Origin of the sequence: Desulfobacter sp. UBA2225, from assembly GCF_002348205.1 — a bacterium.
In the GTDB taxonomy this organism is placed as follows: domain Bacteria; phylum Desulfobacterota; class Desulfobacteria; order Desulfobacterales; family Desulfobacteraceae; genus Desulfobacter; species Desulfobacter postgatei.
In genome coordinates this window covers 1-13487 of the sequence record NZ_DDYV01000153.1, presented here as the reverse complement: position 1 = coordinate 13487, position 13487 = coordinate 1, and the positions used below count along the sequence as shown (strand labels likewise).

The following is a 13487-nucleotide window of genomic DNA, read 5'->3' as shown; positions in this document are numbered from 1 at the left end:
CGGTGCTGATTTCGTCCAGCACCGCGATTATGTGGCTTAACATCAACACATAGATTAACAACAGTATTTTAGAAAAAAGGAGGAATTATGGCTGAACTGACAGTTTTTCGCAGCGGAAATCCCGGCTGAATATCATGTAAAAAGGCTATTGGTATAGCCGAAGAAATGAAGGAAATGTTCGGAGAAAAGATAAATCTGAGCATATACACCACAGATTCGGAAGAAGCTCGGAAATATGATTTCAGAAGTTCGACAAATGTTCTGTTTGAGGGTGAGATGATGCCTTTGGAGATTGTATTGGATAAGAACAAAATGAAAACTTTCCTTTCAGACAAACTTTCATAGCAGGGTGAGGATATGAAAATTCTGTTTATCATCTCCACAGATGAAAGCGAAACAATATACAATGCAATGAGACTTGCCAACACCGGCGTAAAAAAAGGTGACGAAGTAAGTGTCTTTATGTTGGGTAAGGGTGTTCTTTTTGAACAGTCGGGTTCTGAGCAGTTTGATGTAATGGAGCAGGTAAATCAGTTCAAAGGCGATTTTTATGTCTGAGGCGTCTGCATGAAATCCCACGGTCTGGAGGGATCAGGCACATGCCCCATTGCATGGATGGATGATTTGTACGAAATAGTCAAAGAATCCGACAAAGTTCTCAACTTTTAACCGGGAAAAAGGTATAATGTATAAAAACACCTGTATGTTATACCTTATTAAAAGTGCAAATGTATAAAATTAGTCCATATCAGAATTATGCAAAGCAGTATGATCAATGGTTCGATGAAAACAGACAGGTTTATGAAGCTGAACTGAGGGCTGTCAGGTCGTTTATTCCGGAAAGACTGTGCGGTCTGGAAATCGGTGCAGGAACAGGAAGATTTGCCGCTCCTCTGGGAATCCAAATTGGAATTGAACCGGTGGAAAGCATGAGAAAAATAGCTCGGCAAAGAGGGGTTGATGTCTTGGGGGGCAGGGCTGAATGTCTTCCGTTTAAAGATTCATCTTTTCAACTTGTCTTGATGGTTACGGTTATATGTTTTGTCAATGATATTTATAAAACATTTACCGAATCTTACAGGGTTTTATCTGATGGAGGCACTATTGTCATTGGCATGATAGACAGCGGCAGTCCGCTTGGGCAAACATATTTAAAGCATAAACAAAACAGTCTTTTTTATAAACAGGCAACATTTTATTCTGTTGACCAGATACTTGAAATAATGAGGGAAACAGGTTTTACTGATTTCAGTTTTCGGCAAACCATTTTTAATGATATATCGGGAATTACCGATAGCGAAATTGTCAGCACAGGATATGGAAAAGGCTTGTTTGCGGTCATACATGGGAAGAAAAATTGATTAAATATCAAGATATTATTGAAGCTAAAGAACTCTTGAATCTACCAGAGCGGGTGTCAATGGAAGAGATTAAATCAAATTACAGAAAACTCATCATGCAGTGGCATCCGGATAAATGCAACGGCAATGATGAAAAATGCAATGAAATGACAAAAAAACTGACCACTGCATATAAAACTATTATTCTATACTGCAATCAGTACAAATATTCTTTTGCAAAAGAAGATGTCGAACGATATTTATCGCCAGAAGACTGGTGGTTTGAGAGATTTGGCAACGACCCTTTATGGGGAAATACCAAAAAAACTTAAAAATCAGAGCGACAGATATGTCTATATAAGCTCGCTCGGCCCTATCCGAAAGCAGCATCCAATAATAGAAGCATTGTGGGGGGATCAGCTCAAATTGCAAACTGCAGGCTATGTCAAAACCGGAATCCCTTCAATGATGGGTTCAGAAGTCCAGACTATTATTAATAATCCGTATGAGCTACTTGAAATCTGACATCGGACGACGGACGATAAATTACATGCGATCGCCCTATGCGCTTGACTGTTATCTATTTTTTTGCGTTAATAACTTTTGTCTGAAGTAACACAAGGACCGTAAAATAAAGTTTGCGGTCAAATACTCAATGAATTGAAGGAGTTTTTAATGGCAAAGGAAAAAGTGGTTCTGGCGTATTCAGGCGGACTGGATACGTCGGTTATCCTCAAATGGCTGCTGGAACAGGGGTACGAAGTATTTGCATACATGGCTGACATCGGCCAGGATGAAGATTTTCAGGCAGCAGAACAAAAAGCCCTTAAAATCGGTGCATCAAAAGTGTTCATCGAAGATATGAAAAAGGAGTTTGTCACCGATTATATATTCCCCGTTTTCAAGTCAAATACGGTTTACGAAGGCCGCTATCTTTTAGGTACAGCCATTGCCCGTCCCATCATTGCCAAAAAGCAGATTGAAATCGCAAAGGAAGTCGGCGCCCGGTATGTGTCCCACGGTGCCACGGGCAAAGGGAACGACCAGGTGCGATTTGAGCTCTCATACTATGCCCTGAATCCGGCCATAAAAGTTATTGCGCCGTGGAAAAACCCGGACTTTCTCAATGCCTTCCAGGGCCGTTCCGACCTTCTGGCCTATGCGAAAAATCACGGGATTCCCACCAAGCAGACCGCAGCCAAGCCCTACAGCGAAGATGATAACCTGCTGCACATTTCCCATGAAGCAGGTATCCTTGAAGATCCCGGCGCAGTATGCGATGAAAGCATCTATTGTCGCACCGTATCCCCGGAAAAGGCCCCGGATACCCCCACACGCATTACCATTGAATTTAAAAACGGCATCCCGGTCAAGGTAAAAAATCTGGAAGACGGCACCGAAAAAACAGATGCCCTGGATCTCTTTTTGTACCTGAATCAACTGGGTTCCGAAAATGGTATAGGCCGTCTCGACATGGTGGAAAACCGGTTTGTGGGCATCAAATCCAGGGGGGTTTATGAGACGCCGGGCGGAACCATTCTGCATGAGGCACACAAGGATATTGAAGGCATTGCCATGGACCGTGAGGTCATGCGTCTTCGGGATATGCTGGCGCCCAGGCTGGGTGAACTGGTTTATTACGGTTTCTGGTTCAGCCCTGAAATGGAATTTCTCATGGCAGCCATTGACAAAAGCCAGGAACTGATTGACGGCGAAGTAACCCTAAAACTGTTCAAAGGGGTGGCCTACCCGATCTCCAGGACCTCACCATCTTCGCTGTACAACCAGAACCTGTCCTCTATGGACATCACCGGCGGCTACAACCAGGAAGATGCCGAAGGCTTTATCCGCGTCAACGCCATCCGCCTGATGGCCCACAGGGACATCACCGGCAGAAACTAAAATGAAATATAATCATATATTTGGACCGGTCCCTTCAAGGCGCCTTGGGCTTTCCCTGGGCGTGGATCTTGTCCGTCACAAAACCTGTACACTGGATTGTATTTACTGCGAGTGCGGACCAACCACCAACCAGACCCTTAAGCGAGCGGCATATGTTCCCTTTGATGAGGTTAAAGCAGAGCTTGCCCATTACTTTGAAAATCATCCTGACCCGGATTATGTCACCTTTTCAGGTTCTGGAGAGCCCACCTTAAATCCGGACATCGGCAGGATCATTGACTTTATCAAAGAAATAAAGGCAAAAATCCGGGTGGCCGTACTGACAAATGCCACCTTGCTGTCCGACCCCGTCGTCAGAAAGGATCTAAACAGGGCCGATCTGGTCATGCCCTCCCTGGATGCCGTTACCCCCCAGACCTTTGAAAAGATCAACCGGCCTTCCGGGCAGATTGATGTTGATAAGATGATTGACGGACTTAAAGCGTTTGCCAAATCTTTCCAAGGAGAACTCTGGCTGGAGGTATTTATCCTGCCCGGGATCAACGATGCCAAAGAAGAACTTGAAACCTTAGGAGAAATCATTCGAGACATTAATCCCACCCGGGTTCAGCTCAATACCCTGGACCGGCCAGGGGCTGTAGCAGGGCTTAAACCTGCCTCAAAACAGGACCTTGAACGGGTAGCCGGAATTATTAATGCTGCCAATGTGGAGATCATTGCCCGGGTGAAGGATCTGACATCAAGGAACCATATCAGCGATGAAGAGATGGAAGCCATGGTTATGGAAACCATTCACCGCCGCCCCTGCACCATAGATGACCTTACTGCGGCGTTAAACCTCGAAAAGAAAAAACTTGAAATTTTAATGAAACGACTGATCCTGGAAGATAAAGTAGAATCTGTCCAGCAGGAGCGGGGTGTATTTTACCAGACCGTAAAAGAAGACCCTGTGAAAAATTAGCTTCTTTTGCCCGGTTTCTAAAGGGAAACCGGGTTTCATATTGATTAAGAGTTTGCTCAAACAATCTAAAAGAAGTTATAAAATCACTTTATTATTCATTTCATTTTTCAAATCCAAAGAGGGGAGATTCAATAATGTCTGTTGACGCTGAACAGAAGATGCTTGAAATGATGCGGGAAAAAAAAATCTTCCTCGAAAAATACAAACGGGCCAAACAACTGTTCAGCGATCTGGTTAAAAGTCAAAAGCGCCTATTTAATAGAGACCCCCGGGAAAAAAAAGATGACGGGGTGTCTGACAAAATAAATGTTAAAGAAAGCGTTCATGCCATAAACGACATCATGGAAATGCTCTTTGAGACCGATCGGTTGATTCTGAACAGCATGAAAGACTATTTCTCCACCGATGACTATTTTTTTCAACACTCCTTTGGTGTCTGCTATATCGGCACCATTGTATTAAAGCGGTTTAACGAAATTTTTTCCCAGTATATTAACAATATGCTCATTGCCAAATTTAAAGATAACTTGAAACAGCACCGAGAAGAAGAGATGGTGCCGTTTTTTTACTACCCTCGTGAAGCCGTGCGCACCATCTCCATGGGCTATCTCATGCACGATATGGGCAAAATAATGATCCCGGATTCCCTGCTGAACAAAAAGAGCGTATTGAACCGGAGGGAGCTCAGAGAAATTCAAAAACATGCCGGGGGATACGGAACGCTTTTTTTGAAAATCAACGGCATTTACGACGTATATATAGAAAATATTATTAAATACCACCATGCAGCAATCTATTTTAACGAAAAAAAAGCTTACCCTGTTTATCAATCCCCTTCAGACCTGCCGCCCTATGTCAAAATCTGCAAACTGGCGGACATATACAGTGCCATGACCTTGAAACGAAGTTACGGCGAAGCGGTTAATCCAACCAAAGTGGTCAATACGATTTATCAGGACTATTCAGGGCGTAATCCGATTTTACAGCTTATTCTCTATTCATTTGTCAAAGAAATCGGTACCTGCCCGGAGGGGAGCATTCTGACTTTGATAAACGGCCAGTCAGTCTACGTGATAAACAGCCAGGGGCCTGAGGTAATCATATTTACCGATGAGGCCGGCCGGACTATTGAAAAAGCAGATAAAATCATTAATCTTTCCAGCCCGATCAGTAAAAGTCAAAATCTGGTTATTGACAGTGAGCAGCTTCCCAAGACACCAGTAGAAATGTTTAACCGGCTTCCCGAATATCTCAAAGACTTTCATTCGGAATCTCTCAATACCCAGACTCAAGCCACAATAAAACATGAAAGTAATTTAACAACTTATTGAAACTTCCACATTGCCGAAATAGTATTGTCCCTTAAAGCAACTCGGGCGGGAAAGCAACAACCTCTTCAATATCCGGCGCATCACAGAACAGCATGACAAGACGGTCAATGCCCAGGGCGATACCGGCAGCGGGCGGCATCACGGCAAGGTCGGATAAAAATTTTTCCGGCAGCGGGAGGTTTGTTTTCCCCTGACTGATGCGCAGTTCATTTTCCTTTTCAAAGCGTTTTCTCTGAAGTTCATGGTCGGTCAGTTCCGTGAATCCGTTGGCCAGTTCAATGCCTGCAACATACATCTCAAACCTTTGGGCTATATCCGGTTTTTCAGAATGGGCCGCAGAAAGACTGGCCATGGATATGGGATAATCATAAAGGAAACAGGGCCGGGATGTGCCTAAATGCGGTTCGATATCAAAACTTATAATCTCATCAAAGCGCCCGGTATCCATGGCCTGGTTCAACGAAAGATCACAAAAACGCTCAAAAGCCTCGCTAACCGTAATCCGCTCAAAGGCGTTTTCAAGGTCCAGGGATAGGCCCTGATAGATCAAGCGTTCCGGTGTGCCCAACCCTTTTGCAATATGGCGTAAAAGATCCTGGCACTGCACCATGAGGTCTTCGTAGCTCTGGTCAACGGCATACCATTCGAGAAGTGTCAGTTCAGGCAAATGACGCGGACCGCGCTCCCCCTGGCGAAAGCATTTGCAGATCTGAAAAATCTTGCCTGCGCCCCGGGCCAAAAGCCGCTTCATACACAACTCCGGTGAGGCTTGCAGATATGCACCCTGGGATGTCACCGGGTCAATATGGGCTTCGGGGATAATTGATGGGCACCGAATGGGGGTCTCCACCTCGAAAAAATCCATGGAACGAAAAAAATCCCTTGTCAGTTCAATAACAAGGGCTCTTTTCTTTAAACTATCCAGCAATTGGGAACAACGCATCTTCTTTGCGTACAGGGCCTATGATTTGACCTCGTATAAATCCTTAGTCCGATCCTGGAGATAGATACGCTGGTATTTGCTTTTATCTGCCTGGTCATAAAACTCATAGCCCTGTTCCCGGCAAGCTTTGCAGGCATTGATGGGAATATGAACCCCCAGAATATGATAGCCTGGGGCAGCCTTGGAATCGACCTCAAAACTGCCGCCGCAATCCCTGCACACCCGGATTTTCTCTTTCTGGCGTTCAAAAATATTGTCCGTATCATAAAAGACTTCACGGTGGCGGGTCACAATCTGCCCAGGTTCACCGGCGGCTTCTCTCATTTGATGCCGCTGATTCCAGTAGCGCATGATCTGGTCGCAGGTCTGTTTGATTTTATCGGTAATGCTCTCAGACTGTTTGAGCTTTTCCGGATTATAGTTGGGTTCCACCACCCCGGAATAATCTATACCTGCCATGGCGAGGATAATCCCCAGGTTGACATAAGGCAGAGCACCTTCAATGGCATATCCGCCTTCAAGAACCGCAATATCCGGCTTAAGCATGGAAGTCAGACGCGCATACCCCTGGGCCGAAAAATTCATATTGGTCAAAGGATCTGTGTAGTGGTTGTCCTGGCCGGCCGAATTCACCACAAGATCAGGTTTGAATTCCGCGAGTACCGGCCGCACACAATTTTCAATAACATAGAGATACCCTTTGGTGGAAGTCCCCGGGGGAAGCGGAATATTTAAATTGGAGCCCTTGGCATTGGGACCGCCCAGTTCATTGGGAAAGCCTGTGCCCGGATACATGGTCCGGCCATCCTGATGCAGCGAGATAAACAGCACATCAGGATCATGCCAGAAAATATCATTGGTGCCGTCCCCGTGGTGGCAGTCCGTATCAATGACGGCAATACGTTTAACGCCATACTGGGATCGAATATATTCCACCATAATCGCTTCAATATTGATATGGCAAAATCCGCGCCCCCCGTGGGTCACCCGCATGGAATGATGTCCCGGAGGTCTGACCAGGGCAAAGCCGTTTTTGACCTCTTTTAACATCACGGCATTGGCAATGGCCTTGGCCCCGCCTGCAGATATCAGATGGGATTCGGTTGTAACGCTATGTTCATCGGGTACACAGAAATGAGCCCTTTGTAAATCTTGCGGCGTCACAATTTCAGGCTTGTATTCTATGATTTCGGGTATATCAAAAACCCCTTCTTCGGTAACCTGGTCCTGGGTATACAAAAGCCGCTCTTCCCTTTCAGGGTGGGTGGGGTCGATGGCCCAGTCAAATGCAGGAAAAAACACCAACCCGGTTTTATGAGGTGCGTTTAACATGGTATCCCCTTTTATTTTATAAAGCCTGCGGATTAAGCATTGATTCATACCCATGTATCAGGCCGGGTTTAAGCTGAATTTTCATCCGAAAAATTTTTCCCCTGGGAGAAAAATTACGCACAATATTAAATTCCTGAAATTCCACCACTTCCACCTCATTAAGATTGTCGGGATCAGCCCCTGCGTTTTCCGCCTTATCCTTAAGCAGGCTGTAAGCGGTCTCCACCAGATCGTCTTTAGAAAAGGATTTGGAGACAGGCTCGGCAAAATCCTCTTCGTGGGCGGTTACAACGCCCTGCTCCGTGTCTGCATTCACCGTGACCTCACAGGTAGTTCTGGCAAGGGCAGCGCCAATGGCGTTTGCCACTGAAGCATAGGGGACCGCAATGGTTTCAAGCTGATACATATCCTGGATTTTCTCGGCGAAAAATCTGGCCGGCCCTCCCATGAGAAGAATGGTGTCCGGACTGAACTTGTACCCTTCAAGGAAATCATGGACCGTGTAAACAGGCTTTGAATTTAATGTATCGATCATCTCAAAGGTTTTTTTCAAAATAATGTTGCAACAGATTTTAAATATGTGCTCTGCAGCCTCTTTTTCTTCCATGCCCAACTGACCTGCAATGGATTTTATACCCTGCCGGGCCCGGTCCTGGTCCCCCGAGTCCATGAGTCCTAAAACCACCAGGGCGTCCGTGGGCGTCGGTACAGACCCGCCAAAAGCCATGGCCGGCCCCATACGGTCCGGTCCCACAGTAAGCTTGTTCTTGTCATTGATCCTTAAGGCCGAGTCGCCGCCAATGCCCTCGGAAACCGTTCGCAGGGAGCGAATCAGACTTTTATATCCCCCGCGCTGGATGCCCACGGGTTCAAGCAATGGCGTCTTATCCACCAGAAATGCAATATCCGTAGTGGTACCGCCGATATCAAGGACAACGGCATCCTGACCTTCAGGGGCATAGGGAATCGCCCCCATGATACTGGCTGCAGGTCCTGATAAAACCGTCTGGGCCGGAAAATCCATTGATGCTGCCAATGTCATGGTACCGCCGTCCGCCTTGAGAATCTGAATGGGTACGGTAAGCCCCATTTCCTCAAGGGATTGCTCAACGGCCTGGAAAAAGTCTTTATGCAGGGGATATACAGCCGCGTTCATGTAAGTGGTGGCAATTCGCCGCGGAAAATTCAAATTGCCGGAAACATGGTGCCCTAAAAAGATCTGTTTAAACTGCTTATCTAATATCCGCTTGATGAGAATTTCATGGGAAGGATTTCTGACACAAAATTTTCCGACAACCCCCACATATTCAATGCCCGCCTTTTTGAGCTTTTCACCCACAATCTGAATTTCCGCCTCATTGATCGGCTCTATTTCCCGGCCACGGTGGTTGATGGAGCCGCCTACGGCATAATATTGATCCCCGGTCCTGAAATTTTCAGGATCTATACCCGGCCCGGCTGAAACAATGATGCCCACCGGTGTCACGGTTTGTTGAACAATCGCGTTGGTGGTCAGGGTGGTGGAGATAACAACCCGCTCAACAAGTCCCGGATCAACGTCCTCAAGAATCAAAGTAAAACCTGAAAGAACGCTTTTAAATAAATTGTCCGGCTGGGTAGGCACCTTTACATATTTCTGGACACCTTTTGGGCTGAGAAAAACAACATCTGTATTTGTGCCTCCAACATCTAATCCTAAAATCATTGGCGTCTTCCTTGGCATAAAGATTTGCGCCGAAATATACGGTATTAAAGAAGCTTGTCAGAAATCCATTGGCTTGTCAATGAAGTTTTAGCCCCTTGAAATATGAAATTATTTAATTTATTTTCAATAAACAATGTTTACTTGTCTAAATATTTCTTAATTAACAGGAGGGCATTTTGGCCGTTATAGAATGGAAAAAACAAGATGCGGTGGCAATCGTTTCAATGTGTAACACGGCCAACAGAATGAATAAAATTTTTGCACAGGATTTTCTGCGATGTCTTGACCAGGTAGAGGCAGATGCGCAAGTGAAAGCCATGATCCTTACCGCCTTGGATGAAAAAAACTTTTCCCAGGGTGTTGATGTGGAATGGATTGGTGAAAGATTAGCTGCCCAACAAAGGCAAGACATCATTGACTTCATGTATGGCATGAACGAGGTATTTAAGCGCCTGCTGCTTTTTCCCGTACCTGTGATCGCTGCCATCAATGGTCATACCTTTGGCAATGGCGCTATTTTAAGCTGTGCCTGCGATTTCAGGTTCATGAGAAAGGACAAAGGTTTTTTTTGCTTTCCTGAAGTGGATATCGGCATACCCCTTCTGCCCGGCATGATCGCTTTGGTGCGCAAAGCGATACCCGAATACATGTTCAATCATATGCTGCTGTCCGGTCAACGGATGACTGCGGTAGATCTTGAGTACGCCAATGTGATTGTCAAAGCCTGTGAAAACCGGGACGATTTATTCAAGGAGGCGATGGCATTTGCCGCTGGATTTGACAAAAAGCGCGGTATTTTCCGGGAAGTGAAAAAACGGATTCACAAGAAAGTAATCCGAACAATGGATAAACAGGACCCCGAGTTTATTGATGCGCTGAATCTGTTTGTCGCCGAATGACAATCAGCTGAAAACTTGGTCCTTTAAGAAGTGAATAAATTTCTCACATATCGGAGAGCGGGTCCTCTTCCTGGACAGCGTCAGATAAAAATGCCTGGACAGGTCGAGGCCTTCAATACTCAGGGCATGAAGACGCCCCCTGGCCAACTCCTCAGCCACGGCAATGGTGGAAAGAATGGAAATACCCACATTGTTGAGAATGCCCTGGATGACTGAAACCGAATTGCCCATGGTCACTGCAGGTTCAAGCCGGGATAGGTCAATCCCCGCCTTTTCCATGCTGGCGATAACGGTTTTCCAGGTACCAGACCCCTGTTCCCTTGCAATCAATGGCTGGGACAGCAGCGCCTTGCAGGTCACACTTCTCCTGTCCGCCCATTCATGACCGGCGGGCACGACGAGTTTCATTTCATCTTCAACCAATGTCTCCTGAACAATGTCGGGGTCACTGGTTTTTGCACCCACCACGCCCAGTTCCAGTTCACCGTCTTTGACAGCCCGGGTGATCTGACCGGTATCCCCGACCGTCAAAAGGATGGATACATCCGGGAAATCAGCTTTAAATGCCCCCAACATCCTGGGAAGGATATACCCGGCAGGGATGGATGATCCGCCGATGATCAGCTGTCCTTTGGTGTGCCCTAAAAAATCCAGCATGGCGGACTGGGTTTCCTGTTTCAGCGCCAGCATCCGTTTGGCATAATCATAAAGAATCTCACCTGCCCGGGTCGGCTCGGTCACCTTGCCTAGCCTGTCCAGCAGGCGGCATTGGAAATGAGCCTCCAGCTCCTTGATATGGGTGGACACTGTGGGCTGAGATAAATGAATCTGTTCTGATGCTCTGGAAAAACTTTTCTGCTCAACCACGGAAACAAAAATATGAAGCTGCCACAAATCCACGTTGATATACCCTTCATTTATAACGTTTTTGCCATTCCTGGCTTTTTACGAGAGTCTCAAATTTCTCCTTCACCCTACGCTCCACGGGTTTGGGAACCATATCAGAGATATCCCCGCCATACCGGGCAACCTCCTTAATGATGGACGATGAGGTAAAAATCCAGCGCGATCCTGTCATAAGAAAGACCGACTGGACCTCCCTATTGAGCTTTCTGTTCATCAGCGCCATCTGAAATTCACTTTCAAAATCAGACAAAGCCCGCATGCCCCGGATAATGGCCACAGCCTTTTTCATTCGGGCATATTCAACAAGAAGGCCATTAAAAGTCTCCACTTCAATCCTTGCCGAGTCCAGCTCTATCGATGGGTCTTCAAAACATTCCTTAATTATGGAAATACGTTCCTCGGGGGAGAATAACGGTGTTTTTTTAGACGAATTGTACAGCACCCCCACGATTACGTGGTCAAAAATTTCCTGGGCGCGTCTGATGACGTCAAGATGTCCGTTTGTCAAGGGATCAAAGGAACCGGGATAAATGGCAATTGTCCGTTTTCGGTAAATCATACGCATCCTTCGTCTATGGCGGATTTCCGCAAAAATGTAAGAGTTGTCCTTGAGTATTTTTTTTCCAGGTATTTGTCAAGGCTGTTTCCGGGATAGTTAAGGCTTTCTTTGGCAGACTGTTCCACAATGACAATTGCCCCGGGTGCAAGGAGTTCTGAAAACCCAGGTTTTCCAAGCACCTGTCCCGGATACTCTTTATGGTACGGGGGATCCATGAAAATCAGATCAAAGGTGTGATGGAATACAGGTAAAGACCCTTTGATTAAGTCATGGCAGAGAATCCGGGCCTGATCCGCCATCCGGCACAGTTCAATATTGCGTTTGATCACATTGCAGGAAGACTGGGCCGCATCCACAAAAACGGCAGACTGAGCGCCCCGGCTCAATGCCTCAAGCCCCAAAGCCCCGGTGCCGGCAAACATGTCGAGTACCCTTTTTCCCCGAATACCGGGGCCAAGGATATTGAACACAGCTTCCCTGACCCGGTCCGAGGTGGGACGGATATCTTTCCCCTGGATCTGAACCAGTTTCCTGCCCCGGCAGGCACCACTAATAATACGCATCAGTTAATATGCATCAACTTTTAGATATTCTTTTTTTGATAAAATTCAAGCTTGCTCCCATCTGTTTAGCCGCCGCCTGAAGATCCCCGTTCATCTGATCCACCCTTAAACGGATAAATTCCGTTTCAAAGGCAACTTTTGCCTGGTCCAATTGCGCCATGGTAAAAATCCGGTTGCGCTCTTCACCCGTTTCGGGAAATGTTTCAATATCAGGATTGTAGGGTGCAGGAATATCATTTTTCCCAANNCACCATAATGGATAAACGCTCCATCAAATTTTTCAGTTCCCTGACATTTCCCTTCCAATGCCATTGTTTTAAAAGCTCAACAGCCTCTTTGGAGAGCGTTTTTTTAGGCGCGGATGATTTTTCAGCCAGTTGAGTTAAGAAAAAATCCACCAGTATGGGGATATCCTCAATCCTTTTCCTTAAGGCCGGAACATGGATCGGTATGACATTGAGTCTGAAAAACAGATCTTCNNATTCAAGATCTTTGTTGGATGAAGTGATCACACGTACGTCCATGTGCAGGGTACGGCTGGAACCGATGCGCTGGAAGGTTTTGGATTCCAGGGCCCGCAGCATTTTGGCCTGGGTATTGATACTCATATCCCCTATTTCATCCAAAAACAGAGTTCCACCGGCAGCCAGTTCAAATTTACCTCTGTTTTTTGCTGAGGCTCCTTCAAAAGCCCCTTTCTCATGCCCGAACAGTTCGGGTTCCAGGCGCTCTTCAGGAATGGCTGCGCAGTTGATAATGATAAAGGGACCTTCAGGACGGTTACTGAACTGATGAATGGTGCGGGCCACCATCTCCTTACCCGTACCGTTTTCCCCCGTGATCAGTATGGAGGCATCGGTGGGCGCTGCGGCCATAATTTCGCCGTAAAGCTTCTGAACCGCAGGGCTTGTGCCGGTAATGGAATTTTTTTCAATGGCTTTTTTGCGAAGGTACCGGTTCTCTTCCTCAAGTTTCCTGAAATTCAGGGCATTGTTTATGGAGAGTATAACCTTGTCAATGGACAAAGGTTTTTCCAAAAAATCAAA

General features: G+C 46.2%; 16 protein-coding genes. 8 read left to right on the top strand and 8 right to left on the bottom strand.

Going from position 1 to position 13487, the window contains the following annotated elements; all coding sequences use genetic code 11:
* The first annotated feature begins 87 nt into the window (after positions 1–87).
* From tsoX to B3D59_RS07930, 7 genes are all read left to right on the top strand, one after another.
* Entirely contained in the window at positions 88–345 is a 258-nt protein-coding gene (tsoX, locus tag B3D59_RS18310; protein WP_414646523.1) for an HSGNPxU motif (seleno)protein TsoX, read from the top strand.
* A 12-nt stretch (positions 346–357) separates the two neighbouring features.
* The gene (locus B3D59_RS07955; RefSeq protein ID WP_286818801.1) at positions 358–669 is read left to right on the top strand and encodes a DsrE family protein; all 312 of its coding nucleotides are present in this window, start codon (positions 358–360) and stop codon (positions 667–669) included.
* Between the two features lie 59 nt (positions 670–728).
* On the top strand, positions 729–1361 hold the full coding sequence (locus B3D59_RS07950; protein ID WP_286818800.1) for a class I SAM-dependent methyltransferase: 633 nt from the start codon (positions 729–731) through the stop codon (positions 1359–1361).
* Positions 1358–1672 (top strand): J domain-containing protein, encoded by a 315-nt coding sequence (locus B3D59_RS07945; RefSeq protein WP_277004760.1) that lies wholly within the window; start codon positions 1358–1360, stop codon positions 1670–1672. Before B3D59_RS07950 ends, B3D59_RS07945 begins: the two co-directional genes overlap by 4 nt.
* A 343-nt stretch (positions 1673–2015) precedes the next feature.
* On the top strand, positions 2016–3242 hold the full coding sequence (locus B3D59_RS07940; RefSeq protein WP_286818797.1) for an argininosuccinate synthase: 1227 nt from the start codon (positions 2016–2018) through the stop codon (positions 3240–3242).
* Between the two features lies 1 nt (position 3243).
* Entirely contained in the window at positions 3244–4203 is a 960-nt protein-coding gene (locus B3D59_RS07935) for a radical SAM protein (protein ID WP_286818796.1), read from the top strand.
* Positions 4204–4337: 134 nt separating this feature from the next.
* Positions 4338–5534, top strand: a complete 1197-nt coding sequence (locus B3D59_RS07930) for an HD-GYP domain-containing protein (RefSeq protein WP_286818795.1) — start codon at positions 4338–4340, stop codon at positions 5532–5534.
* Positions 5535–5565: 31 nt separating this feature from the next.
* On the opposite strand, the gene epmA is transcribed toward B3D59_RS07930, so the two are convergent.
* The 3 genes from epmA to B3D59_RS07915 are packed head-to-tail and all read right to left on the bottom strand — an operon-like array spanning position 5566 to position 9514.
* Positions 5566–6477, bottom strand: a complete 912-nt coding sequence (epmA, locus tag B3D59_RS07925) for an EF-P lysine aminoacylase EpmA (RefSeq protein WP_286818794.1) — start codon at positions 6475–6477, stop codon at positions 5566–5568.
* Positions 6478–6495: 18 nt separating this feature from the next.
* Entirely contained in the window at positions 6496–7809 is a 1314-nt protein-coding gene (locus tag B3D59_RS07920) for a histone deacetylase family protein (RefSeq protein WP_286818793.1), read from the bottom strand.
* 16 nt (positions 7810–7825) lie between these two features.
* Positions 7826–9514, bottom strand: coding sequence for a hydantoinase/oxoprolinase family protein (locus B3D59_RS07915; protein ID WP_286818791.1), 1689 nt, complete (start codon positions 9512–9514; stop codon positions 7826–7828).
* A 176-nt stretch (positions 9515–9690) separates the two neighbouring features.
* Here B3D59_RS07915 and B3D59_RS07910 point away from each other — a divergent pair, with 176 nt between their 5' ends.
* Positions 9691–10413 (top strand): enoyl-CoA hydratase/isomerase family protein, encoded by a 723-nt coding sequence (locus B3D59_RS07910; protein ID WP_286818790.1) that lies wholly within the window; start codon positions 9691–9693, stop codon positions 10411–10413.
* Positions 10414–10416: 3 nt separating this feature from the next.
* Here B3D59_RS07910 and B3D59_RS07905 read toward each other — a convergent pair whose 3' ends face one another.
* From B3D59_RS07905 to B3D59_RS07885, 5 genes are all read right to left on the bottom strand, one after another.
* Positions 10417–11313: a selenium metabolism-associated LysR family transcriptional regulator gene (locus tag B3D59_RS07905; RefSeq protein WP_286818789.1), complete on the bottom strand. Its 897-nt coding sequence runs from the start codon at positions 11311–11313 to the stop codon at positions 10417–10419.
* A 13-nt stretch (positions 11314–11326) separates the two neighbouring features.
* The gene (gene coaD, locus B3D59_RS07900; RefSeq protein ID WP_286818788.1) at positions 11327–11878 is read right to left on the bottom strand and encodes a pantetheine-phosphate adenylyltransferase; all 552 of its coding nucleotides are present in this window, start codon (positions 11876–11878) and stop codon (positions 11327–11329) included.
* On the bottom strand, positions 11875–12441 hold the full coding sequence (gene rsmD, locus B3D59_RS07895) for a 16S rRNA (guanine(966)-N(2))-methyltransferase RsmD (RefSeq protein WP_286818787.1): 567 nt from the start codon (positions 12439–12441) through the stop codon (positions 11875–11877). The genes coaD and rsmD overlap by 4 nt, the downstream gene beginning before the upstream one ends.
* Before the next feature lie 13 nt (positions 12442–12454).
* A complete protein-coding gene (locus B3D59_RS07890) occupies positions 12455–12601 on the bottom strand; it encodes a hypothetical protein (protein ID WP_286818786.1) in 147 nt (48 codons plus the stop codon).
* Positions 12602–12674: 73 nt separating this feature from the next.
* The coding region (locus B3D59_RS07885; protein ID WP_286818785.1) for a sigma-54-dependent transcriptional regulator at positions 12675–13487 on the bottom strand (813 nt) is incomplete at its 5' end.

Coding starts and splice junctions, on each gene's coding strand:
- B3D59_RS07950 (WP_286818800.1), top strand. CDS start 729: ATGTATAAAATTAGTCCATATCAGAATTATGCAAAGCAGTATGATCAA.
- B3D59_RS07940 (WP_286818797.1), top strand. CDS start 2,016: ATGGCAAAGGAAAAAGTGGTTCTGGCGTATTCAGGCGGACTGGATACG.
- B3D59_RS07935 (WP_286818796.1), top strand. CDS start 3,244: ATGAAATATAATCATATATTTGGACCGGTCCCTTCAAGGCGCCTTGGG.
- B3D59_RS07930 (WP_286818795.1), top strand. CDS start 4,338: ATGTCTGTTGACGCTGAACAGAAGATGCTTGAAATGATGCGGGAAAAA.
- epmA (WP_286818794.1), bottom strand. CDS start 6,477: ATGCGTTGTTCCCAATTGCTGGATAGTTTAAAGAAAAGAGCCCTTGTT.
- B3D59_RS07920 (WP_286818793.1), bottom strand. CDS start 7,809: ATGTTAAACGCACCTCATAAAACCGGGTTGGTGTTTTTTCCTGCATTT.
- B3D59_RS07915 (WP_286818791.1), bottom strand. CDS start 9,514: ATGATTTTAGGATTAGATGTTGGAGGCACAAATACAGATGTTGTTTTT.
- coaD (WP_286818788.1), bottom strand. CDS start 11,878: ATGATTTACCGAAAACGGACAATTGCCATTTATCCCGGTTCCTTTGAT.
- rsmD (WP_286818787.1), bottom strand. CDS start 12,441: ATGCGTATTATTAGTGGTGCCTGCCGGGGCAGGAAACTGGTTCAGATC.
- B3D59_RS07890 (WP_286818786.1), bottom strand. CDS start 12,601: ATGGCGCAATTGGACCAGGCAAAAGTTGCCTTTGAAACGGAATTTATC.